This window comes from Streptomyces sp. NPDC048248, assembly GCF_043201875.1.
Taxonomy (GTDB): domain Bacteria; phylum Actinomycetota; class Actinomycetes; order Streptomycetales; family Streptomycetaceae; genus Streptomyces.
Window position 1 is genome coordinate 173,590 of record NZ_JBICZL010000013.1, and the last position, 22,649, is coordinate 196,238.

Below are 22,649 nucleotides of genomic sequence, written 5' to 3' on the forward strand. Positions count from 1 at the left end.
GGCCCTGAGGTTAGTCATCTCGCGAGCAGGGCGCTGAGGGCGCCCACGGGGTCGGGGTCCGCCGGTCCGGTGGGCCACCAGTCCTCCGAGCCGGGCTCGGATTCGTACGGATACCAGCGGTTGTCGTGGCCGAACCGGAGCTGGATGCCGCGGTCGGCGTCGGTGAGGTGGTTGTGGCGCGGCCGCAGCAAGGGCAGGTCCGCGGCCAGGAGAGCGCTGCGGGCTCGGTCGAAGTCCCCTGCGGGCGGCTCCCAGGGGGTTTCGAGGAGGGCGAGACCTTCGGGTCCGCCCTGCCGCCACGCCGCGACGGCACGAGCCACGTCCGCGGCGCTCCGGCCGGTGGCCGACGCCAGGTCGCGGTAGAGCGCCCGGGTCGCGGAGGTCAGGCCGGCGGTGGGATGAGCGGTTGCAGCCAGTCGAATGGCGTCCTCCCAGGCGGACAGCACCGAATACGGGGTGCATGGGGAGGGCGCCGCTCCAGGGGCGGTCGGCGCGCCGGCGGCGGTGACACAGGCGTGAGCGCGGGTCGCGGCGTCGGCGGCCAGGAACTCGATCGCCGCGGGGTCGAAGGGCAGTCCTTCGCCATCCGGGAGGGCGAGCGGTTGTCCGGGCTGCGGCGGCGCGGGCAGAGGCGGTGGGAGCTGCGGTCGCGGACGGTCGGCCAGGGCCTCCCGGGCGAGGACACCGCCGGTCGAGCTCGCCGGCGTGGACCTGTCCCCGGTGGGGTCTCCGGCACCGTCGTCGGGACCGGCGGAGTCGTCAGATCCGGGAACAGCGACGGGCCGGGCAGCGGCTTCCGGGGCCGCTCCCGGCCCTCGTCCATCGCTCGCGGGCGCCCGAGTACGCGCGAGGGTGTGTGCGCGGGTCTCGCGGGCGGTGTGGGTGGCGTTGCGGCGGGAGAGTTCGTCGAGAAGTTCCCGTTCGCCACGTCCCCGCATCAGCAGCAGCACGAACGGATCCGCGTCCAGCAGGCGGGCCGCCTGGAAGCAGAGTGCGGCAGCGTGTTTGCAGGGGCGCCCGTTGTCGGGACACGTGCAGCGGGGGACGAGATCGCCCGGCCCCGGGAGGAGCCGCACCTCCCCCTCGGCCAGCTCACTGGGCAGCTTCTTGGCCAGCAGGGCGGTGAGCTGTGCGGGTTCCGCGACGACGGCGTCGAGAAGGACGTCCCACTCCTCGTCGGAGAGCGTCCGCAGGCGGATGTCGGCGCTGTAGGGGCGCGGTCTGCTGCCGCGCACCGTGGCGACGATGCGGCCGGGCGTGACGTTGATGGTGTCGACATGGCCGTCCCTGGCGTACGTCCGGCCCCGCGCGAGCCGGGCGCTGTCGAGCGCGGTCGTCTCCAGCGCGTCCAACCAGGCGCTCCCCCACCAGGATTCGGCGAACAGTCCGCGGGCTCCCGTGCGGTCGGGCAGTGGCGGGAACGTACGCGAGCGGTCCGCGCGCGCCAGCCGGTCCGCCGCGGCCGCGCGTCCCGAGGCGACAGGCCGCCCCCGAAGACCGGAACCCGCCGCGGCGTCGGACGCGCCGGGACGGCCTTCGGGCACGCCCTGCGGGCGATTGCCGTAGGGCCGGTGGCCGCCGGACGCGGAGCGGGGGCTCATGCGGTCCTCCTCAGGGAGACGAGGTCGGCCAGTTCGGCATCGGACAGCTCGGTGAGCGCGGTCTCACCGCCGGAGAGCACCGCGTCGGCAAGTGCTCTCTTGGCGGTCAGGAGCTGGGCGATGTTGTCCTCGACCGTGCCCTCGGCGATCAGCCGGTGCACCTGGACGGGCTGGGTCTGGCCGATGCGGTAGGCGCGGTCGGTGGCTTGCTCCTCCACGGCCGGGTTCCACCAGCGGTCGTAGTGGATCACGTGTCCTGCCCGGGTGAGGTTGAGGCCCGTCCCTGCCGCCTTGAGCGACAACAGGAAGACGGGGGCCTCTCCCGACTGGAATCGGTCGACCATCCTCTCCCGCTCGGCCACGGGTGTGCCGCCGTGCAGGAGTTGATGTGCGATGCCTCGGGCGGTGAGGTGCCGTTCGAGCAGCCGTGCCATCCCGACGTACTGGGTGAAGATCAAGGTGGCGCCGCCCTCGGCGAGGATGGTGTCGAGCAGCTCGTCGAGGAGTTCGAGCTTCCCGGAGCGAGCGGTCAGGCCCGGGGCGGCCTCCTTGAGGTACTGCGCGGGGTGGTTGCAGATCTGCTTGAGGGCAGTGAGCAGCTTCATCACCAGACCGCGGCGTGCGATGCCCTGGGCAGTCTCGATCCTTGCGAGGGTCTCGCGGACCACCGCTTGATACAGCGCGGCCTGCTCCCGGCCCAGGGCCACCGGGTGGTCGGTCTCGGTCTTGGGCGGGAGTTCCGGCGCGATGCCGGGGTCGGACTTCTTGCGGCGCAGGATGAACGGGCGTACCAGCTTGGCCAGTCGTACGGTCGCCTCGGGGTCACCGCCGCCCTCGACCTCCCGCGCATGCAGCGCGCGGAAGGTCTTGAGGGATCCGAGGAGCCCCGGGGTCGTCCAGTCGAGCAGGGCCCACAGCTCGGAGAGGTTGTTCTCGACGGGGGTCCCGGTCAGTGCGATCCGGGCCGGCGCCTTGATGCTGCGCAGCGCCCGCGCGGTGGACGAGCGCGAGTTCTTGACGTGCTGGGCCTCGTCGGCGACGACCCATGCCCAGGTATGGGCCGCGAGTTGGGGCGCGCTGCTGCGCATCGTTCCGTACGTCGTCAGCACGAAGCCGCCCTGGACGTCGTCGAGGCTGCGGCCTGCGCCGTGGAAGCGGTGTACGGGGGTGCCGGGGGCGAAGCGCTCGATCTCGCGCTGCCAATTGCCCAGGAGGGAGGTGGGACAGACGACGAGGACGGGCGCAGCGGGCCGCCGGTGGAGGTGGAGCGCGATGACGGTGATGGTCTTGCCGAGCCCCATGTCGTCGGCGAGGCAACCGCCCAGACCGATCGAGATCATCGTGTCGAGCCAGGCCATACCGCGCAGTTGGTAGTCACGGAGGGTGGCCCGGAGCCCGGCGGGCCGGGGCAGGGGGCGAGCTTCGGTGGTGAGGCGGGAGCGCAGAGCGGCGAGGGCTCCCAGCGGCACCACGTCAACCTCTTCGCCGTCGACGTCCGTGGTGCCGCTGAGTGTGGCCGCGAGGGCGTCGACGGGGTCGAGATAGCCCAGTTCCCGCTTGCGGGCCTTGCGGACCAGCGCCGGGTCGACCAGGACCCATTGGTCGCGCAGTCGCACGACGGGACGGTGCGCTTCGGCCAGGGCGTCCATTTCCGCCTCGGTCAGCGGGGCGCCGTCCATCGCCACCTGCCAGCGGAACTGCAGCAGTTCGTCGGTGTCGAAGAAGCCGAAGCCGTCGGCGGCGGACCCGGGCGCCGGGCGCAGTACGGCCGCGGCGGTCAGGCCACGGGCCAGCTCCTTGGGCCAGTGGACGGCCACGCCTGCGGCGGCGAGCCGTGGCGCGGCCTCCCCCAGCAGCTCGTACAACTCGTTCTCGCTGAGGGGCAGTACGTCGGGGATCGGCCGCTCCAGGAGGCGACCGAGCGGGGACCAGACCCTGACCGCGCGGCGTAGCGCGAGAAGCGTGTCGACGCGGGAGCGCGGGCCGAAGTGGTCAGGGCCCTCGCCCTCCCACAGACTGCGGGCATCGGCCACCAGGGTCGGGTCGGTGAGGCTGTGCACCTGCAGAACGGCGGCTGCCGCGCCCCGCGCCTCGACCGGGGCGCTGTCACGCCCACGGTGCTCAGCACTGCCCGTATCACCCGGCTCGGCGGCTCCTTCTCCGGCGTCCCGGCCTCCCCCGTCCGCATCGTGCTCGGTGTCGAAGAGCTTGTGCGGCGCCAGGTCCAGGCGCAGGGAGAGCCGCACCCCGGCATCGACGCCGGCAGCCACCTCCGCGGCCCACTCCCGGGCACCGGGCAGGCACTGCGGCGCGCTCCCCGCGTACGGGGCGCCGGCCACGAAACCGGCGGCAGGCGTGCGTGGCAGGGTGTCGACCACCGCGTCCACGAAGAGCCGCACCAGCCCCTCCGGGTCGCGTAGCTGCAGCGGACGGCTGCCGGGGAGCGGAACGGCGTGGGCTTCGGCAGGCATGGCGGCAGCGATGGCCCGGAGGTGCGCCATGTCGTCCGGGTCCAACGGTCCGGCGCGCCACGCGTCGGTGTCCTCGATGGTCAGCCCCGGCAGCAGTCTGCCCCGGCCGGCCAGATGCAGAGCGTGCAGCGCGGCCGCGCCCCAGCAGGCGGCGGCCGGATGCGCAGCCGGGTCGCGCCGGGCGCGGATCAGCAGCGGGACAGCCTCGGCCAGGGGAAGGAGAACCGCGGGGACGGTGCGGGTGCGGGCGCCGTTCCCATGACGCCGGGCGACGGTGAGCCGTGCAGGCTCAGCGGCCGACTCCGTCGCCGTTCCCGTGGCCTGTCCCGGGCCGCGCTCGCTCCTTCCACTCGTCGGAAGCGGGCTCCCGTCAGGCTGCCAGAACGCGATCCGCCCGGCCCGCGGTGACACGGCGGGTAGGAAAACCGCGGCGCAGCCGACCAGAGCGTCGCCTGCTCCGGCATGGGCGGCTGCGGCTGCGTGCGCGGTCGTCAGCGAGGCGTCCGCGGGCCGGGACGCTTCTGCTGCCGCCTCCCACTGCCTTGCCATACCGCCCTCTCGTGCTTGATCTTCGGCGCCCCGGGTCCGGCGCACCGCTCGCGGCACCTGCCGGGCTCGCCGCGGCTGACCCGCTTCTGTTGCCCCAACCTGCGAGTCTACGGTCGTGCGCACTGCCCCTCCCGCGTCACGCCCTCCTGCATCACGCCGGACGGCCACACCCGCCTCGGCGGCTCGGGCCGACGGCCAGCTGTCGACCAGTGCATCGACCCGCTCCCCCTCCGACCTCTTCCTCCTGCCGCCGCCGCGGCACCGGTCCGACGGCCCATCGTCGCGACGAGCGGGTGCGCGCCGGGCGGGTGCGCGCCGGGAACCGGCACGTTGCCGAAGGCGCCGTCGTGTCGTCGGATGCCCCCTGCCGAAGAGAAACCCATACGTTCCACTCCCCTGTCGCACTGTCGACGGTGACGGTCCGTCGCGCAATCTGCGTTGGGACCGATGGAAGCAGACACCACTGACAACGCCGTCCGCCGAGCGGTCGAGACTCCCCGCCACGACGCCGCTGACCTGCACTGAAGACGTTCTCGGCAGCCGCGGTGGATCGGTTGTCCACAGCCCGCAGATCACTCTTCACGCTCGTCGCGAGTACGGCTACATTGAGTGACGAAACAACTCTCAGTAACCGTTTCGCCGTGAGGAGTCACCATGCGTATGCCGACCCAGGAACAGGCCGCCGCCACCGACGCCTTCGATACCGGCTCGCACCTCGTCATTCAGGCGGGCGCCGGCACAGGCAAGACGACGACCCTCGCGATGCTCGCTCACACGGCCCGGCGCCGAGGCCGGACCGGTCGCTATATCGCCTTCAACCGAGCCATCGCGCGCCATGCCGGCCGTACATTTCCCGCCGGAGTGTCCTGCGGAACTGCCCATGCCCTCGCCTACACCGCCGTGGGGAGGCGATATCGAGGCCGGATGAACTCCCCACGACAAGCGGGGTGGCGGACAGGCGCGGCTCTGGGCATCGACGACGGTTTCTCCGTTCGCCTCGGGGCGCGCAGGGTCACCAACAAGGCGCTTTCCTACAGCGCCCTGCGCACCGTCACCCGGTTCTGCCAGTCGGCGGACAAGGAAATCGCTCCCCACCACGTCCCACCCCTCCGGGGAGCCGAACAGAAGCCCCTGCACGACCAGCTCGCCGACCTCGTCCTGCCCTTCGCCCGCAGAGCCTGGGCCGATCTCCAGCATCCGGAGCGCGGCGTCGTGCGCTTCGAACACGACCACTACCTCAAGATGTGGGCTTTGCAAGAGCCCGTGATTTCCGGGGACTTCCTCCTCCTGGACGAAGCGCAGGACACCAACCCCGTCGTCGATCAGGTCTTCACGGCCCAGCGCGCAAACGCGCAGCTGGTACTGGTAGGGGATTCCGCGCAAGCGATCTACGGCTGGCGTGGAGCGCGGGATGTCATGACGGGATTCGACGGCACCCGGCTCGGCCTCTCCCGCTCCTTTCGCTTCGGCCCGGCGCTGGCGGAGGAGGCGAACCGGTGGCTCGCGATCGTGGACGCACCGATCCGGCTCACGGGCTCACCCTGGCTCAAGACCGAGGTGAGCCGGCTCAGCGATCCGGCAGCGATCCTGTGCCGCTCCAATGTCGGGGCGATGGTGGAGGTGATACGGCAACTGGCGGCGGGCCGCCGGGTCGCGCTGGCGGGTGGTGGCGAGATTCTGAGAGCGCTGGCCGGTGCCGCTCATGACCTCGAAGCGGGGCGCCGCACCGCCCACCCGGAGCTGACGCTCTTCGAGTCCTGGGGGGAGCTACGGGAGTACGCGGAGTTCGACCCCGCCGGGCGGGATCTGCTGCCACTGGTGGAACTCGTCGACGAGCACGGCACACAGGCCGTACTGCACGCGCTGGACCGTCTCACGCCCGAGGCGGACGCCGAGGTCACCGTCTCCACAGCTCATCGCGCAAAGGGCCGGGAGTGGTCGACCGTGCGCATCGCGGATGACTTCACCGCCCCTGATGATCTGGCCGAGATCGGCGAGGACGGCGCCCCGCTGCCCGGCCCGATCGACACCGACGAGGCGCGCCTTGCGTACGTCGCGGTGACACGGGCCCGCTCACGGCTCGACCTCGGCGGCCTCTCGTGGATCCACTCGCACCCCGCGGGTGATCCACGTCCCACCGACCAGAGCCCGCCGAGGCACGTCAGCAGCCGAGAGCAGAGAGACAGCAGGTCAGAGGCAGACAACCAAACCTCCACGGCGTCCGTGCCGAGCGCATACGCGACCCGCACGGAGGGAGGCGGGAGCGCGGGGAGGGCCTCATGAGCAGCTACCGAATTTCGTCACGGGAGAGGTGACGAGGCCGTCGATGTGCAGGATCCTGGAGTAGGGAGATGGGTGCCGATGCGTACAGGAAATGAGCCGGTACAGGCACGCAGTCCGCTGAGAATACGCTGCGGACTGGCGTTGTGGGGCCTGCTGTGGGCCCTCGTGGGAGCAGTGGCATTCGCCGCGGCCGAGCGACCGGAATGGGCAGCGGCGTGTGCCGCACTGGCGGCGGTCGCCGCGACGGATCTGGTCATGGTGATACGGCACATCCGCCAGGGCCCGCACTTCCAGCCAGGCAGGGAGATACCCCCCTACGAGGCAGACCGAGGCAGGAACGACGCCTTCAAGAGATGGAACACCCGCGGCAGGAGCGGGAACAGCCGGCCGTAGGGGGTGGCGACACCAGGGCGTCGTGCTCGCCTCGCGGCGACGGAGTGGATCGGCCCCGGGCGCCCAGGGAGCCCCCCCGGGCGCTCGCGCGCCTAATGCCGAGGGGGTTGCCTTCGGAGAAGTGGCGCCCACCAACCGACTCTGGGACGTCGGACGGGAAGGGGCATCGGCGCGGGCCCGGCTGAGCATGGTCACGTGCCGGGCATGAGCATGAGCATGGGCACAGGCACGGGCACCCGTCGCTTGCCACGTTGAGCTGCTCCACGCCCCACAAACAACCGGCCTGCCGACCCGGATCACGGCCCAGGTGAGAGGAGTCTCGGAAGACCGCGCATTGGCCGCCGCCAAAGTGAAGGAGCAGCACCTCGCCCCAAGTCGGCAACGCGCCTCAACCGGTTGCCCTTGGCCCTACCTGGGGCCTTGCCCCGGTCCGTTGCGACCGTCGTCGCGGACGCCCCCGTCACCGCCGCCAAGCCCGTCGTCGCCACCACGCCCGTTGGCGCCACCATGCCCGTTGGCGCCGCCATCGCCGTTGGCGCCGTCGTGGGCGAAGCGGGCCGCTTCGATGAACTCGGGGCGCGGTTCCAGGGCCGCCGCCAGGCGGAAGTGACGCAGCGACTCCTCCGACCTGTTGGCACGCTCCAGGGTCCGGCCCAACGCGAAGTGCGCGAAAGCATTGTCCGGTTCGCGCTCCAGCACGATCTGGAATTCGAGCTCTGCGGGCCGCAGTTGCGCGGCGAGGAAGAAGGCACGCGCACGCAGCAGGCGGGCGGCGGTGTTCTCGGGGTGCGCGGCAATGACCGAATCCAGCAGCCGAATCGCTCCGCGAGGATCGCGGGCCGCCAACAGCTGCTCCGCGGCACGGAAGTCGATGACGTGGGTCTCAGGGCTGTGCTCGGGCACGGCCGCCTCCTCTCCGATGGCCCTCCGGGCAGGCCAAAGCCACCGACCCCGGAGCTACGTGCGCAAGAACAAGCCCGCCCCCCGCCACATTCCCCGTTCTCGTTTCTCCCGCTGTTCCCGTTCTCCCGCTCTTCTCGTTCCTCCGGCTCTCCGGCTCCCCCGGCCACCGTCGCCGGCGGCCGTCACCGACAGCCTCTGCCGGGCGATGCTCCAGGGCACCCGCCCTCCGGCGAGAGCCCCCTCGGCACCGAGGCCCGAGCTAGAGGCTGATGTGGTACGCCTTGCGCAACGTCTCGTGCACGGTCCACTGCGTACGGTCGCCCTCTCGCAGGAAGCAGGCATCACCTGGTCCCACGTTCAGCACGGCACCGCCCTCGACCTCGATGGTGGCGCGTCCGCTGACGACGACGAAGAGCTCGTTGGCTTCCGTGTCCGTGACGACACCCGGCGTTATCTGCCAGATGCCCCGGATCTGGCGGCCGTCCGGCGATTCCCACAGCACCTTGCCCGTCACCACGGGCTCCCCGCGGACGATCTGTTCGGGGTCCAGCGGTTCCGGTTCCAGATCGGCGTCCGCGAAGCCGGGAATGTTGACGACGAACGACGCGGGAACAGCCGCGGACGAGCCGGAGGCCGCAGCGGCGCCGGCCCCCGTACCGGTGCGGGCCCGATCGTCCTGAGCGTCGGAACCAAGATCGGTAGCGGTCTTGGCGGCGGTCACCTGCGTGGCATCGGAAGCACTCATGGCGGCGAGGCTACAGCCCTGCCTCAAGCGCTCCGCAGGCGCTCCCACACCGCGCGGACCTGGGGCTCCAGTGATTCCAGGGGCCCATCGTTGTCAATGACGTGATCCGCGACGGCCAGTCGCTGCTCGCGGGTCGCCTGAGCCGCCATGCGGGACTTCGCCTCGTCTTCCGACATGCCGCGCAGCCGGACCAGTCGGTCCAGCTGGGTCTCCGGTGCGGCGTCGACCACGACGACCAGGTCATAGAGGGGGGCCAAGCCGTTCTCCGTCAGCAACGGAACATCGTGGACCACTACGGCCCCCGGTCCCGCTGCGGCCTCGAGTTCCGCCGACCGCACGCCCACCAGCGGATGCACGATCGCGTTGAGGGCCTTCAGCTTCTCCGGATCGGCGAAGACGATCCCGCCCAGCTTCGGCCGGTCCAACATGCCCTCCGGAGTGAGGACATCGTCCCCGAACTCCTCGACAATCGCCGCCAGTCCGGGCGTACCCGGCTCGACGACCTCCCGGGCGATCCTGTCCGCGTCCACGATCACTGCGCCGTACGACGCCAGCAATCGCGAGACCTCGCTCTTTCCCGCGCCGATTCCGCCGGTCAGCCCCACCTTCACCATGGGCCCACGCTATACGGTCCTGAAATCGGCAGCCCCGAGGGACCGCAGTACACCTGCCGCAGTTCGCACGACCAACCCCGGACCGGCGCCCCACCCGTGCCCGGCCTCCGGCCCCCGCCGGTCCGGGCTCAGGCTCCGGTTCCGCCGTCGCTCTCCCGCTCCGCCAGGAAGCGCTCGAATTGCCTGCCGATCTCGTCGGCCGAGGGCAGTTCCACCGGCTCGGCGACCAGGTTCCCGCGGCTCTCGGCGCCGGCCACCGCGTCGTACTGATGCTCCAGTCCGCTGACCAGAGCGACCAGTTCCTCGTCTCCCTCCGAGATCTGCCGTTCGATCTCCTCCTGGGTGCGCAGCGCTTCGGTGCGCAGCGAGTGCGCGGCGCTGGGCAGCACCAGGCCGGTGGCGGCCGTCACGGCCTCCAGGACGGTGAGCGCGGCATCCGGGTAGGCGGACCTGGCGATGTAGTGGGGTACGTGGGCCGCCACACCGAGAACGTCGTGCCCCGCCTCGGCAAGCCGGAACTCGATCAGCGCTTCCGCGCTACCGGGGACCTGCGCCTCGTCGAAGAAGGTGGCGTGTCCCGGCATCAGGTCGGTGCGATTGCCGTGCGGGGTGATGCCTACGGGGCGGGTGTGCGGGACGCCCATGGGGATGCCGTGGAAGTTCACCGCAAGTCGTACGCCCAGGCGCTCCACCATCTGCCGCACGGCGGCCGAGAAGCGTTCCCACTCCACATCCGGCTCGGGGCCGGAGAGCAGCAGGAAGGGCGCCCCCGTCGCATCCTCGACCAGGCGCAGCTCGATGCTGGGCGTCTCGTAGGCGGTCCAGCGGTGGTTCTCGAAGGTGAGCAGCGGACGGCGGGCCCGGTAGTCGATCAGGCGGTCGTGGTCGAAGCGAGCGACGACGCGGTGGGTCAGCCCGTCGAGCAGCCGCTCAACGATTTGGTCGCCGGTCTCGCCGGCGTCGATGTACCCGTCGAAGTGGTACAGCAGCACCAATCCTGCGGAGTCCCTCGCAGCGATCGCCTCGACCGCCGCGAGCCCGCTCGGCTCCCATTCGTACAACTTCTGGGGATCCAACACAGTGACCGCTCCTCCTCATGTCCGTGGGCGACAACGTCCGGCCGCGTTCTCGCATTCCCGAACAGGCCCTTTGAAGCCCGGCACCGTCCCTCCCGCCTCCACCGCGCCCTCCACCAAGCCCCCGCCTCGACTCCGCGCGCCGCTTCCCTCCCCACCTGGGCATCACGTGCCCCGACCGGCGGACGGAATCCCGCCACCTTTCGCCGCCGCGCGCCGTCCGACCCGGCAGCCCCGCCCGACAAGACGGGCCCGCGCTCCCTGGGCAGGAACCCGGAGGCCGAGCCCACACCTCCGTCTCTCCCCGCCCTACATCGAACCGATTCACATGCATGAACTCATCCCGCACGTAGGGGAGTTGCAGGAGAGCATGCGGACGGGCCTAAGTGATCCAGCATCTGCCCGCCTCAAGTCCACTGCTCGTTCGGCGTCTTGACGACTCAACCTCCACCCCCTAGCTTCACGAACACTCAAGCGGTTCATAATCACGCTCAACGTTCATATATGGAGGAGGAGTTGCATGCGTATGACTGTCGGGAGCCGGACGAGCGGTTGGCCCCCGAGCCTCTTGCGGACCCGCACGCGGCGTCATGTCCGCACCAGCCCCCTCCTGACCGTCTCGGGCGTCGCGATGCTGGCGGCGGGCAGCGCCCTCGGCGTCGCCACAACGGCGGTCGGCGCGACCGCGCCACGCCCCGCCCGGGTGATCGAGGTAAACACCACTGCCCAGCTCAAGGACGCCCTCGCGGCCGCACGGGGCGGCGACACCATCGACTTGGCCGACGGGACCTATAACGGCAACTTCAAGACGTCCACCGCCGCCAGCTCCGGCTCCCGCATCACCCTCACCGGCTCCTCGAAGGCTGTTCTCACCGCCGGCGGCGGCTACGGACTGCACCTGAACGGCGCCTCCTACTGGACTGTCGAGGGCATCACCGTCACCGGCGGCCAGAAGGGGATCATGGTGGACGCCGCGAACGGGGTGGTCATCGACTCCGTCACCGTCCACGACCTGGACATGGAGGGCGTGCACTTCCGCAAGTCCAGCAAGAACGGCGTCATCAAGAACTCCACGATCCGCGACACCGGCGAGGACGGCAGCGGTATGGGAGAGGGGGTCTACGTGGGCAGCGCCGGCGGCACCGGCGACCAGAGCGACAACATCGAGATTCTCGGCAACACCATCGGCCCGGGCGTGGGCGGCGAGAACATCGACATCAAGGAAGGCACGACGGGCGCGAAGATCAGCGGCAACACCTTCGACGGCAGTGGGATGACCGGGGCCAACTACGACGACTCCTGGGTCGACGTGAAGGGCAACGGCGTCCTCGTCGAGAACAACAAGGGCCGCCACACCACCAACAACGGGTACGAGACCCACAGCCAGCAGGCGGGCTGGGGCTGTGGCACGGTCTTCCGCGGCAACACATCCGACCTGAGCGGCTCCTCCGGTTCGGGGCGCTACGGGTTCAACGTCACCAACTACGACGCGTCCGACTGCCCGGTCACGATCGCGGGCGACAACACCGTCACCGGCGGCCGCGGCGTGGCCAACCCCGGCATCCCGGTGGGCTGACCGGACGGGAAGGCGAAGGGACGGGCACAAGGTACGCAGCGGTGCTGGACACGCAAAAGGCCCGCTCCCCCGGAGGGGAACGGGCCTTTTGCTATCGGCTAGTGCCTAGCGGTGAGCGTTCAGCTCTGGCCGCCGGCCAGCTTCTCGCGGAGCGCGGCCAGGGCCTCGTCCGACGCCAGGGCGCCGGAGTTGTCCGCCGACTCCGAGGAGTAGGAGCCGCCGCCGGAGGCGTTGCCGCCACCACCGGTGCTGCCGGCGCCCGGGGCCGCCGGTGCCGCAGCACCCTCGGCCGCGGCCTGCTCGTCGGCCTCGCGGGACTTGATGACCTGAGCCTGGTGCTGCTCGAAGCGCTGCTGCGCCTCGGCGTACTGGTTCTCCCACGCCTCGCGCTGGGTCTCGTAGCCCTCGAGCCAGTCGTTGGTCTCGGGGTCGAAGCCCTCGGGGTAGATGTAGTTGCCCTGGTCGTCGTAGGACGCGGCCATGCCGTACAGGGTCGGGTCGAACTCGACCGCCGACGGGTCGGCACCGAAGGACTCGTTGGCCTGCTTCAGCGAGAGGCTGATGCGGCGGCGCTCGAGGTCGATGTCGATGACCTTGACGAAGATCTCGTCGTTGACCTGGACGACCTGCTCCGGGATCTCGACGTGGCGCTCGGCCAGCTCGGAGATGTGGACCAGGCCCTCGATGCCCTCGTCGACGCGCACGAACGCACCGAACGGAACGAGCTTGGTGACCTTACCCGGGACGACCTGACCGATCTGGTGGGTCCGGGCGAACTGCTGCCACGGGTCTTCCTGGGTCGCCTTGAGCGACAGGGACACTCGCTCGCGGTCCATGTCGACGTCCAGGACCTCGACCGTGACCTCCTGGCCGACCTCGACGACCTCGGAGGGGTGGTCGATGTGCTTCCAGGACAGCTCCGAGACGTGCACCAGGCCGTCGACGCCACCCAGGTCCACGAAGGCACCGAAGTTGACGATGGAGGAGACGACGCCGGAGCGCACCTGACCCTTCTGGAGGGTGGTGAGGAAGGTCTGGCGAACCTCGCTCTGGGTCTGCTCCAGCCAGGCACGGCGGGACAGGACCACGTTGTTGCGGTTCTTGTCCAGCTCGATGATCTTGGCCTCGAGCTCCTTGCCCACGTAGGGCTGGAGGTCGCGAACGCGGCGCATCTCGACCAGGGAGGCCGGGAGGAAGCCGCGGAGGCCGATGTCGAGGATGAGACCACCCTTGACGACCTCGATGACGGTACCGGTGACGATCCCGTCCTCTTCCTTGATCTTCTCGATCGTGCCCCAGGCACGCTCGTACTGAGCGCGCTTCTTGGACAGGATGAGGCGGCCTTCCTTGTCCTCCTTCTGGAGAACCAGGGCCTCGATCTCGTCACCGACGGCGACGACCTCGTTGGGGTCGACGTCGTGCTTGATCGAGAGCTCGCGGCTGGGGATGACGCCTTCGGTCTTGTAACCGATGTCGAGCAGGACCTCGTCCCGGTCGACCTTCACGATGACGCCGTCGACGATGTCGCCGTCGTTGAAGTACTTGATCGTCTCGTCGATCGCGGCGAGGAAGGCTTCCTCGTTACCGATGTCGTTGACCGCAACCTGCGGGGTGGTGGCGGTGGTCTCGGTGCTGCTCGTCATGTGGGTAAAGGCTCCGGTGCGGACATTGAAGTCGTAGGTACTGCTACGCCGAGAGCCGTTATCGCCTCTGCACAAGACCGGACAGCGTCAGAGGCGCACCCTCCGGAGCCCCGCAAATACCGGAGCAACCCGAAACGCCTCGAAAACCGAGGGGACATACATACAGATACGAGCGCGGCCTGCTCCGTCTGAGGCGCGCAAGCCCGCAGCGCAACTTGTAGCATACGGGGGCAGCCGGACACGGTCAATGCGCGAAGGCGCACACCCGGGACAAACGCCCCAAAACCGGCACACACGATGTTCCGCGAGGTCGAACGGCCTCACAGTCCCTGCGGCTACAAGCAGAGCGAAGACTACGACGACGGGCGCGATGAACCAAGAGCACGAGCCGGAGGCGACCCGGCGTCACACCTCCGACACCGAGAGCAGCCGGGCCAACCGCGGCTGGTGGGACCGCAACGCCGACGAGTACCAGAGCGAGCACGGCGGCTTCCTCGGGGACGACCGCTTCGTCTGGGGACCCGAAGGACTGGACGAGGCGGAGGCCGGCCTGCTGGGGCCCACTGCGGAGCTGAAGGGGCAGCGGGTCCTGGAGATCGGGGCCGGCGCGGCACAGTGCTCCCGCTGGCTCGCGGCCCAGGGCGCCCACCCCGTCGCACTCGACCTTTCGCACCGGCAGCTCCAGCACGCGCTGCGGATCGCCGACGGCGCCCCTGGAGAAGGGGACGTCGAGCTGGTCGAGGCGGATGCCGGGGCGCTGCCTTTCCGCGACGGCTCCTTCGACCTCGCCTGTTCCGCGTATGGCGCGATCCCGTTCGTCGCCGATCCGGTGCGGGTGCTGCGGGAGGTGCGCCGGGTGCTGCGGCCCGGTGGCCGGTTCGTCTTCTCCGTCACCCATCCCATCCGCTGGGCCTTCCCCGACGAGCCGGGCCCCGAGGGCCTGTCGGTTGCCGCCTCCTACTTCGACCGGGTGCCGTACGTCGAGCAGGACGAGACCGGCCGGGCGGTCTATGTGGAGCACCACCGCACGCTGGGCGACCGGGTCAGGGACGTGGTCACCGCCGGGTTCCGGCTGGAGGACCTCGTCGAACCGGAATGGCCGGAATGGAACACCCAGGAGTGGGGCGGCTGGTCGCCGCTGCGCGGGCATCTCATCCCGGGGACGGCGATCTTCGTGTGCGTGGCCGGCTCCCGGACGTCCGCCGGTTCCTAGGCCCGCTCCCCTCAGCCTTGCCCACCCGGTGGTGGGCGTCGCCGCTCCGGCCGGATCACCTGGACGGCGGGCACGGCAGGGGCGGCAGACTGGGGTCATGATCCTCCCCCAACCTCCGGCCGGGGGTGCGGCCGGCGACGCCCTTGCCCAGTTGCCGGTGCGTACCGCGCTGCCCGCGCTGCGCGAAGCCCTCGACGGTCCCGGCACGGCGGTGCTCTGCGCGCCGCCCGGCACCGGCAAAACGACCTTGGTGCCCCTGGAGCTGGCGGGGCTGACCGGCGAGGGCCCGGCGCGCCGGGTACTCGTCGCCGAGCCCCGGCGGATCGCGGCCCGCGCCGCGGCCCGCCGGATGGCCTGGCTGCTGGGCGAGAAGGTCGGTGAGCGCGTCGGCTTCACGGTGCGCGGGGAGCGCCGTGCGGGGCCGTGTACCGCCGTGGAAGTGGTGACGACCGGCGTGCTGCTCCAGCGGTTGCAGCGCGATCCGGAACTGGCCGGAGTCGACGTGGTGATGCTCGACGAGTGCCACGAGCGGCATCTCGACGCCGATACCTCCGCGGCGTTCCTGCTGGACGTCCGCGAGACGCTGCGCCCGGAGCTGCAGCTGGTGGCGGCGTCGGCGACGACGGACGCGGAGGGGTGGGCGCGGCTGCTCGGCGGTGACGCGGGGGCCGCACCTGTGGTCGAGGCGCCAGGTGTGTCGCATCCCGTGGCGGTGGTGTGGGCGCCGACCGATCGGCCGGTGCGCCCGGCGCATGGGATGCGCGTCGACCCGGCGCTGCTGACCCATGTCGCAGGGGTCGTGCGGCGGGCGCTGCGGGAGCAGTCGGGGGATGTGCTGTGTTTCCTCCCCGGTGTCGGGGAGATCGGGCGGGTCGCAGGACAGTTGGGCGGGGTGGACGCCGAAGTGCTGCAGGTGCACGGGCGGGCGCCGGCCGAGGTGCAGGACGCGGTACTGAGCGGCGGGAACGGCGTCCGGCGGGTGGTGCTCGCGACGTCGGTGGCGGAGTCCAGCCTGACCGTTCCGGGCGTACGCGTGGTCGTGGACAGTGGTCTCGCACGGGTACCGCGGACGGATCACGCGCGCGGCCTCAGCGCGCTCACAACGGTCCGTGCCTCACAGGCGGCTGCCCGGCAGCGGGCCGGACGGGCCGGCCGTGAGGCGCCAGGGGTGGTCTACCGCTGCTGGTCGGAGGGGGAGGACGGGCGGCTGCCACGCTTCCCCGACCCGGAGATCAAGGTCGCGGATCTGACGGCTTTCGCGTTGCAGGCGGCCTGCTGGGGCGACCCTCATGCCGCCGGGCTCGCGCTCCTGGACGCGCCGCCGGCCGGTGCGCTGGCCGCCGCCCGTGAGGTGCTTTCGGCGATCGGCGCGGTGGACGCCGATGGCCGTGCCACCGAGCGGGGCGGGCGGATGGCGCGGCTCGGCCTGCATCCGCGGTTGGCGCGTGCGCTGTTGGACGGCGCGCAGGAGGTCGGCGTGCGGCGCGCTGCGGAGGTGGTGGCGCTGCTGAGCGAAGAGCCGCCGCGGGCGTACGGGGACGATCTGGCGGCCGCCTGGCGCACGGCCCGGCGGGGCGGCGACGGCTACGCCGCGCGGTGGCGGCAGGAGGCGCGGCGGCTGGCGTCGGCGGTGGGCGGCAGCGGCTCGGGGCGCGTCGGGACTGCGGGGGCCGAGGCAGACGGAAGCGGCGGAGCGGGGTCCGCGTCGGTGGCCGGGCCTGCGGACGGTCGGGCACGGAACGGGCCGGCCGCCGGCTCGGAAGGGGCCGGCCAGGGGAAGGGCGGTGGCGCCGTCCGCGGTGACGATGCGGTGGCCGGGCTTGTCGCGGCGCTGGCGTTCCCCGAGCGGGTGGCGCGGGCGCGGGGCGTGGGCAGCTATCTGATGGCGTCGGGGACCGGTGCCGAGCTGGCCGGTGCGGGGCCGGGCCCGGGGGCGCGGGCCGGGGACGGGTCGAGTCTGCGGGACGCGGAGTGGCTGGCGGTGGCGGTGGCGGACCGGCCGGTCGCGGCGGCGTCCGCGCGGGTGCGGCTCGCGGCGGTGATCGACGAGGAGACGGCCTGTGCCGCGGCGCGGGCGCTGTACTCCTCGGGTGAGGAGGTCCGCTGGTCGGGCGGGGACGTGGTGGCCAGGAGGATGACCCGGCTGGGGGCGATCGAGCTGGTCTCCCGGCCACTGACCTCGCCCGATCCCGCGTTGCTGCGGGAGGCGGTGGTGACGGGCCTGCGGCAGGAAGGGCCCGGTCTGCTGCGCTGGTCGGCGGGCGCGACGTCGTTGCGGCAGCGGATGGCGTTCCTGCACCGGGAGTTGGGTGCGCCGTGGCCCGATGTGTCGGACGCGGCCTTGCTGGAGCACGCCGAGAAGTGGCTGGGGGTGGAGCTGGGGCGGGCTAGGCGGCGCGCCGATCTGGAGCGGGTCGACGCGGGGCAGGCGCTGGCCCGGCTGCTGCCGTGGTCGACGGGGGACGCGGCACGGTTCGACGAGCTGGCGCCGGAGCGTATCGAGGTGCCGAGTGGTTCGCGGGTGCGGGTGGACTACGGCAGCGAGCAGCCGGTGCTGGCCGTCAAGCTGCAGGAGCTGTTCGGCCGGCAGGAATCGCCGAGGGTGGCGGACGGCAGGGTGGCCGTGCTGGTGCACCTGCTCTCCCCCGCGGGCCGTCCGGTGGCCGTCACCGCCGATCTGGGGTCCTTCTGGAGCGGCGGATACCGGTCGGTGCGTGCGGAGTTGCGTGGGCGCTATCCCAAGCATCCCTGGCCGGAGGACCCTTCGACGGCCGAGCCGACACGGCACACGACCGCGCGGCTGAAGCGACGCTGAGCGCAGGGCTACCCGCGGCGGGCGGGGCCGCGGGCGTACAGCGGCACCGGGAGACCGACCTCAGGTCCCTTCGCCGTTGCCTCTCCGGCTCCTTCATCTCTATCTGCTTCCGCCCGGTCACATCGCGGGCGTCGGCCGTGGCGTGGGGTTCGGGTCCGGCCCGGGGTCGGGGGTCCGGCCGTCGCAGCCGGAGTCCCTGCCGGGGCGGCGTCCGCGGGCTTCGAGGTGCAGGCTCAGGGCGAGCAGCACCGCACCGAGGACCAGGAAGCCCCAGGGGAGGTAGCTGGTGAGCAGAAGGACGAGGGTGCGCTGAGAGGTCACCAGGGCGACGGTGGAGTCGACGTAGTCCTCGCGCATCTTCACGTGTCCGGCGAACGCGGTGACTTTGCCTCCGCCGGGCAGCAGGTCGCCCCCGCGCAGTTCCTCTTTGTGGATCTCCTCGCCATTGACGGGCGCTCCGGTGACGGGGTCCACCCAGAACATCCGCTTGGTGGTGTACCAGCGTGTGGTGCCCATCTTCTCGACGGATTCCGGGGTGATGCCCTTGACCGGCATCTTCTTGGGGAGGGCGACCTTGGTCCAGGGAATGGTCTGCTCGAAGTAGTAGACCTCCAGACCGCGGAAGGTGCGTGTCCCCTTGTAGTGGATGGGTGCGGAGGTGCGTGTCTGGGCGTCGAAGTAGGTGTAGTCGCGCTTCTCCGTGAGGAAGGGCCACTTGTACTCGATGCCTTCCCGGCGGACCCGGTCGCCGTCGACCATCTCTCCGGTGGCGTGCACGGGTTCCTGGGAGTGCGCGTCGAAGATGTAGCGCTCGGGGATCTCGGAGACCATGGCGCCGTCGGGCCCGGCCACGTAGGAGAGCGTGTCCCAGACGACGACGTCGCGGCCCGCGGTCTTCTCGATGCGCTCGGACTCGGCGACGTTGCCCTTGAGGGTCTGCACGATGGTGACTTCGGGTACCCTCTCGGCCTTCATCGTTCCGTAGTTGATCAGTGTGGCGGGCTTCGCCTCCAGGACCATGTCCTGGTACTGGCTGGGCGGGATCTTGGCGAGCCGGGGGAAGGCGTACCACCGCATCAGGGGCGCCAGGGCCGTGAAGAAGACGGCGAAGGCGAGCAGCACCAGGCCGGCCTTCCGCCGCATGCCCTTGGCTTCTCGGCGTCGACCGGCGGCGGGCGGAGGTCCGGGGGGTGTGTTCCGGTTGGGCACGAGGCGGCGCATGGCGTGGCGTCCCTCCCTCAGGGGTGGCTGGGGACGGTGGTCAGCAGCGGCTTGGGCGAGGTCTTGCCGCTGGGCGCGCCGATCGACGTGATGGTGAAGACGAGGGCGAGGGCAGCGGCCAGTCCGACCGCGGCTGCTGTCAGGGCACGCATGGCCGCCTCCCGATGAACTGATGCAGCGTCAGGTCGGGGCACCGTAGCAACGGGCGGCGCAGATGAGAACACGTCGCACCGCCGCCCTGCCCGGTCGTGGGCGGAGCGGCGGTGGCGGCGAGGCCGGCGTGCGGGGCCGAGGGGACCGACGGGGCAGTACAGGCGGGCGGTTACGCGCCGGTCGGTGCGGTGACGTGGAGCTCCACGGTCAGTACGGCGCCTTCGGCAGTGGTCAGCCTCAGCAGGAACGTCCCGGACCGGTCATCGGTGTAGATCTTCGGGAGCTTCAGCAGGCCCTTGGCATCCGTGGTGAGGGTGCCAAGGGTGCGAACCGGCTTGTCCGCGTCCTCGCCGGTGGCCTCGGGATCCTTGAAGTAGGGCCCCTTGTCGTTCTCGACGGGCTTGTCGGTGTCGTCGGTGACCATGGTCGCGGTGACCGCGACACCCGCCGCGATCTTGCCCTGGTACGTCGCCTTGACCTCGACGGCATCGTCCTCGAAGGCTCCGCCGGCCGTCGCCGTCAGCTCCTTGTCGGAGGTACGGGCGAGCACGTCGGCGCGCGGTGCCGGTGCGGCCTCGACGCGCATGGCGAAGTCGACGGCGGGCACGCTGCGGCCGACCGCTGTGGCGCGGATCGTGAAGCTTCCCGCCGTGGAACCCGCGCGCAGGGTGGGAGCGGCGGCCAGGCCGTCCTTGCCGGTGGTGACGGTCACGCCGGTCGCGTCGCCCGGGAAGCGGGCGTCCGTGCCGCCGACGACGGTGAAGCGGACGGGGGCGTTCGCCACCGGCTTGCCCTTCGCGTCCTCGGCCCGCACCTGCGGCGACGCGTCGAACTCGGTGCCCGCGGTGGCCGTCAGGTCCTTGTCGCCGACGCGTTCGAGGGCCGTCAGCGGCGCGGGCTCGGCCGGCGGCGTGGGGCGGGGGGTGGACGGCGGAGTGGGCGTTGGAGTGGGGGTGGGTGTGCCGTTGTCGTCAGGTGAGCCGTGGGAGCCGCCCTGGTCCCCGGGCCCGGTCGGGCGGCCGCTGCCGGGCTTGTCGCCGGCCGTCGAACCACCCTTGCCCGGGTGGGCCGCGCCGTCGCCGCGGCCGGCTCCGCTCTCCGAGCCGTGGCGCTGTGCGGGAAGCACGCCCTTGCCGTCCGGCACCTCGTGCGTGCCCTTGCGGTAGTAGGCGTACCAGGACAGCACCGTCCGCAGGTAGTCCGCTGAATTGTTGTAGCCCAGGACCGCCCGGTCCAGGTCGCTCTGCACCGTCAGATCGCGGCCGCCGGCGCAGAGGTAGCGGCCGGCGGCGAGGGCGGCGTCGAAGATGTTGTTGGGGTCCTTCTTGCCGTCACCGTTGCCGTCGGCCCCCCAACCGGCGCCGTCGGGTCCTCCCTTGGACCATGTGGAGGGGATGAACTGCATCGGCCCGACGGCGCGGTCGTGGGTGAGGTCCCCGTCGTACCGTCCGTTGTCGGTGTCGGTGATCCGGGCGAAGCCGTTGCCGTTGAGCTGCGGGCCGAGGATCGGCTTGAGGGTGGTGCCCTCGGCATCGACCGACCCACCGCGTGCCTGCCCGGACTCCACCTTGCCGATGGCCGCCAGCAGTTGCCAGGGCAGCCGGCACCCCGGGTCGGACGCGTCGATGCGTGTCGCGGCCTTCTTGTATGCGGCCAGGACGGTGGCGGGTATGCCGGCCTCGGCTGGGCCGGTGACCACGGGGCCCGCGCCCCCGCCCTTCGAACCATCGGGCGCAACAGGGCTGTTGAGGGGCGGCAGGTCGGTGTAGTACGTCGAGCCGCCGTCGATGGGGGTGTCGGCGGGCGCCTTGTCCCGCTCCTTGTCCGCCGCGCTGCCGGCGGCTCCGGGAGCCTGAGAGGCGGTCAGGGCGGCCAGCGCCAGCGCCGCCACGGCCGTCGAGGCCGCTCCCCTTCGGAGTCGTCGCCCGAACGTGGCTGCCATGCGTGCCATCCCCTCCGCGTTGCCCCACCGCGTGCGTCACGCGGTATCGCACTCCCCAGCGCTCCAACTCAGGCGACACTACGACAACTCGGGCCAGTCATCTACCACTCTCATCGACCGACATAATGCTCTGAATCGATCAAGGAGAGGAAAATGCCGTTCACGCTCAGCCATGCCGCTGCGGTGCTCCCGGCCCTCCACAGAACGGGGGCGGCACGCGGCCCGCTGGTCGCCTCGGCCCTCGTCGCCGGCTCCTTCGCACCGGACATGCCCTACTTCGCCGACACCCTGGTGCCCGGAGCCATGCTGTTCGGCACCTTCACGCACTCCCCGATCGGCGTGCTGACCGTCGACGTCCTGATCACCGCGGGGCTGGTCGCCGGCTGGCTGCTGCTCCGCGAACCCCTGCTCGCTCTGCTGCCCCGGCCATGGCAGGGCCGGGCGTACGCGTTGGCCCGCGGACGGCCCTGGGACCCGCGGGGTCCCCTTGAACTCGCCGCCCTGGCCGGGTGGTTCTGCCTCTCGGCGATACTCGGCTCGACGACGCATATCGTCTGGGACGCCTTTACCCACCCGGGCCGCTGGGGCACCCGGCTGGTGGGGGTTCTGGAGGCGACGGTGAACGGCCTGCCGGTCTACACGTATGTGCAGTACGGCACGTCCGCACTCGCGATGGTGGCGATCGGCTGGTTCCTGTGGTCGGCGCTGCGTACAAAAGAAGCGGGGGCCACGGGGCGTACAGGGCCCGCGATCGCGGGAGGGAGTTCCGTGGTGGCGGCGCCCGGGGCAGGAGAGGACTCGGCCAGGGCGGCGGGGTGGGCTCCGCCCGAGGCCGTCCCCTTGCTCACGCTCCGTCAAAAACTGCTGCTGACGGCCCTGCTCACCCTGTGTCTCCTCGGGAGCGCCGCGCATCGCACGGTACGTGCACACGCGGTCTACGGCAGCGCGGCGACCTGGTTCGACTACATCCCGACCGTGCTCTTCGGCGCGGGCGCGGGGCTCGCGCTGGCACTGCCGGTCCATGCGGTGGCCGTGCGTCTCCTGCACCGCCGGGCGCGCCGTGTACGCCCTTCCACCGAGCCCGCACCGGGGCTGGTGGAGAGGGAGGTGGGAGCAGAGAGGGACACGGGGATGGAGAGGGACTCGCGGGCGGAGAGGGAGCCGGCGCCGGGTGCGGATTCCGTGGCCGGGCGGTGACGGCGGCGATCCCGTAGCCGGGCAGTAACAGCGCCGGTCCCGTGGCCGGACGGTGACGGCTGCGCCGCCGCCCGTGCTGCCCTTGGAGCCACATCTCCGCACACGGTTCGGCGCGCTCCCCTGCGCTCTGCGCGCCTCGCCTTCTCCGCCGGGCGGGGGGGGGGGGGGGGGGGGGGCGCGCCCCCCCCCCCCGCGCGGGGGGGGGGGGGGGGGGGCCCGGGGGGGGGGGGGGGCCCGGCCCCCCCCGCCCCCCC

At 71.5% G+C, this 22,649-nt stretch carries 15 protein-coding genes and 1 pseudogene; 6 read left to right on the forward strand and 10 right to left on the reverse strand.

Translation table 11 applies throughout. The annotated features are described in order from the left end of the window. Positions 1-14 precede the first annotated feature (14 nt). Both ACGFZW_RS27925 and ACGFZW_RS27930 read right to left on the reverse strand, forming a co-directional pair. Positions 15-1,601, reverse strand: a complete 1,587-nt coding sequence (locus tag ACGFZW_RS27925) for an SWIM zinc finger family protein (RefSeq protein WP_393895987.1) — start codon at positions 1,599-1,601, stop codon at positions 15-17. Then, on the reverse strand, positions 1,598-4,621 hold the full coding sequence (locus ACGFZW_RS27930; protein WP_393895988.1) for a DEAD/DEAH box helicase: 3,024 nt from the start codon (positions 4,619-4,621) through the stop codon (positions 1,598-1,600). Before ACGFZW_RS27930 ends, ACGFZW_RS27925 begins: the two co-directional genes overlap by 4 nt. A gap of 654 nt (positions 4,622-5,275) precedes the next feature. On the opposite strand from ACGFZW_RS27930, the gene ACGFZW_RS27935 reads away from it, so the two are divergent. Both ACGFZW_RS27935 and ACGFZW_RS27940 read left to right on the forward strand, forming a co-directional pair. Then, positions 5,276-6,904, forward strand: a complete 1,629-nt coding sequence (locus tag ACGFZW_RS27935) for a UvrD-helicase domain-containing protein (RefSeq protein WP_393895989.1) — start codon at positions 5,276-5,278, stop codon at positions 6,902-6,904. Positions 6,905-6,982: 78 nt separating this feature from the next. Next, positions 6,983-7,297, forward strand: coding sequence for a DUF6343 family protein (locus ACGFZW_RS27940; RefSeq protein WP_393895990.1), 315 nt, complete (start codon positions 6,983-6,985; stop codon positions 7,295-7,297). 537 nt (positions 7,298-7,834) lie between these two features. On the opposite strand, the pseudogene ACGFZW_RS27945 reads toward ACGFZW_RS27940, so the two are convergent. The 4 genes and pseudogenes from ACGFZW_RS27945 to ACGFZW_RS27960 form a co-directional block, all read right to left on the reverse strand. Continuing rightward, positions 7,835-8,200 (reverse strand): annotated as a pseudogene (locus ACGFZW_RS27945) (tetratricopeptide repeat protein); the annotation flags it as partial. Between the two features lie 259 nt (positions 8,201-8,459). After that, positions 8,460-8,945: a cupin domain-containing protein gene (locus ACGFZW_RS27950; protein WP_393895991.1), complete on the reverse strand. Its 486-nt coding sequence runs from the start codon at positions 8,943-8,945 to the stop codon at positions 8,460-8,462. Between the two features lie 23 nt (positions 8,946-8,968). Further along, positions 8,969-9,559, reverse strand: a complete 591-nt coding sequence (gene coaE, locus ACGFZW_RS27955; RefSeq protein ID WP_393895992.1) for a dephospho-CoA kinase — start codon at positions 9,557-9,559, stop codon at positions 8,969-8,971. 128 nt (positions 9,560-9,687) lie between these two features. Beyond that, positions 9,688-10,638, reverse strand: coding sequence for a PAC2 family protein (locus tag ACGFZW_RS27960; protein WP_393895993.1), 951 nt, complete (start codon positions 10,636-10,638; stop codon positions 9,688-9,690). Between the two features lie 628 nt (positions 10,639-11,266). Between ACGFZW_RS27960 and ACGFZW_RS27965 the strand changes: the two genes are divergently transcribed. After that, on the forward strand, positions 11,267-12,211 hold the full coding sequence (locus tag ACGFZW_RS27965) for a right-handed parallel beta-helix repeat-containing protein (protein ID WP_393896044.1): 945 nt from the start codon (positions 11,267-11,269) through the stop codon (positions 12,209-12,211). Positions 12,212-12,330: 119 nt separating this feature from the next. On the opposite strand, the gene rpsA is transcribed toward ACGFZW_RS27965, so the two are convergent. After that, the gene (rpsA, locus tag ACGFZW_RS27970; protein ID WP_393895994.1) at positions 12,331-13,854 is read right to left on the reverse strand and encodes a 30S ribosomal protein S1; all 1,524 of its coding nucleotides are present in this window, start codon (positions 13,852-13,854) and stop codon (positions 12,331-12,333) included. A gap of 370 nt (positions 13,855-14,224) precedes the next feature. Here rpsA and ACGFZW_RS27975 point away from each other — a divergent pair, with 370 nt between their 5' ends. After that, on the forward strand, positions 14,225-15,067 hold the full coding sequence (locus tag ACGFZW_RS27975; RefSeq protein WP_393895995.1) for a class I SAM-dependent methyltransferase: 843 nt from the start codon (positions 14,225-14,227) through the stop codon (positions 15,065-15,067). Positions 15,068-15,164: 97 nt separating this feature from the next. Continuing rightward, positions 15,165-17,882: an ATP-dependent RNA helicase gene (locus tag ACGFZW_RS27980; RefSeq protein WP_393895996.1), complete on the forward strand. Its 2,718-nt coding sequence runs from the start codon at positions 15,165-15,167 to the stop codon at positions 17,880-17,882. Between the two features lie 117 nt (positions 17,883-17,999). Here the strand turns inward: ACGFZW_RS27980 and ACGFZW_RS27985 are convergent, their stop codons facing one another. The 3 genes from ACGFZW_RS27985 to ACGFZW_RS27995 form a co-directional block, all read right to left on the reverse strand. Beyond that, positions 18,000-19,025, reverse strand: coding sequence for a DUF3068 domain-containing protein (locus ACGFZW_RS27985; RefSeq protein WP_393895997.1), 1,026 nt, complete (start codon positions 19,023-19,025; stop codon positions 18,000-18,002). Between the two features lie 95 nt (positions 19,026-19,120). Next, positions 19,121-19,255, reverse strand: coding sequence for an SPW_0924 family protein (locus ACGFZW_RS27990; protein WP_393895998.1), 135 nt, complete (start codon positions 19,253-19,255; stop codon positions 19,121-19,123). Between the two features lie 170 nt (positions 19,256-19,425). Beyond that, positions 19,426-21,198 carry a lytic transglycosylase gene (locus ACGFZW_RS27995; protein WP_393895999.1) on the reverse strand — a complete coding sequence of 591 codons (1,773 nt, stop codon included), beginning with the start codon at positions 21,196-21,198 and terminating at the stop codon, positions 19,426-19,428. Positions 21,199-21,351: 153 nt separating this feature from the next. On the opposite strand from ACGFZW_RS27995, the gene ACGFZW_RS28000 reads away from it, so the two are divergent. Beyond that, positions 21,352-22,395: a DUF4184 family protein gene (locus ACGFZW_RS28000; protein WP_393896000.1), complete on the forward strand. Its 1,044-nt coding sequence runs from the start codon at positions 21,352-21,354 to the stop codon at positions 22,393-22,395. Positions 22,396-22,649: the final 254 nt, after the last annotated feature.

Coding starts and splice junctions, on each gene's coding strand:
- ACGFZW_RS27985 (WP_393895997.1), bottom strand. CDS start 19,025: ATGCGGCGGAAGGCCGGCCTGGTGCTGCTCGCCTTCGCCGTCTTCTTC.
- ACGFZW_RS27965 (WP_393896044.1), top strand. CDS start 11,267: ATGCTGGCGGCGGGCAGCGCCCTCGGCGTCGCCACAACGGCGGTCGGC.
- ACGFZW_RS27990 (WP_393895998.1), bottom strand. CDS start 19,255: ATGCGTGCCCTGACAGCAGCCGCGGTCGGACTGGCCGCTGCCCTCGCC.
- coaE (WP_393895992.1), bottom strand. CDS start 9,559: ATGGTGAAGGTGGGGCTGACCGGCGGAATCGGCGCGGGAAAGAGCGAG.
- ACGFZW_RS28000 (WP_393896000.1), top strand. CDS start 21,352: ATGCCGTTCACGCTCAGCCATGCCGCTGCGGTGCTCCCGGCCCTCCAC.
- ACGFZW_RS27950 (WP_393895991.1), bottom strand. CDS start 8,945: ATGAGTGCTTCCGATGCCACGCAGGTGACCGCCGCCAAGACCGCTACC.
- ACGFZW_RS27925 (WP_393895987.1), bottom strand. CDS start 1,601: ATGAGCCCCCGCTCCGCGTCCGGCGGCCACCGGCCCTACGGCAATCGC.
- ACGFZW_RS27980 (WP_393895996.1), top strand. CDS start 15,165: ATGATCCTCCCCCAACCTCCGGCCGGGGGTGCGGCCGGCGACGCCCTT.
- ACGFZW_RS27935 (WP_393895989.1), top strand. CDS start 5,276: ATGCGTATGCCGACCCAGGAACAGGCCGCCGCCACCGACGCCTTCGAT.
- ACGFZW_RS27995 (WP_393895999.1), bottom strand. CDS start 21,198: ATGGCAGCCACGTTCGGGCGACGACTCCGAAGGGGAGCGGCCTCGACG.
- rpsA (WP_393895994.1), bottom strand. CDS start 13,854: ATGACGAGCAGCACCGAGACCACCGCCACCACCCCGCAGGTTGCGGTC.
- ACGFZW_RS27975 (WP_393895995.1), top strand. CDS start 14,225: ATGAACCAAGAGCACGAGCCGGAGGCGACCCGGCGTCACACCTCCGAC.
- ACGFZW_RS27940 (WP_393895990.1), top strand. CDS start 6,983: ATGCGTACAGGAAATGAGCCGGTACAGGCACGCAGTCCGCTGAGAATA.
- ACGFZW_RS27930 (WP_393895988.1), bottom strand. CDS start 4,621: ATGGCAAGGCAGTGGGAGGCGGCAGCAGAAGCGTCCCGGCCCGCGGAC.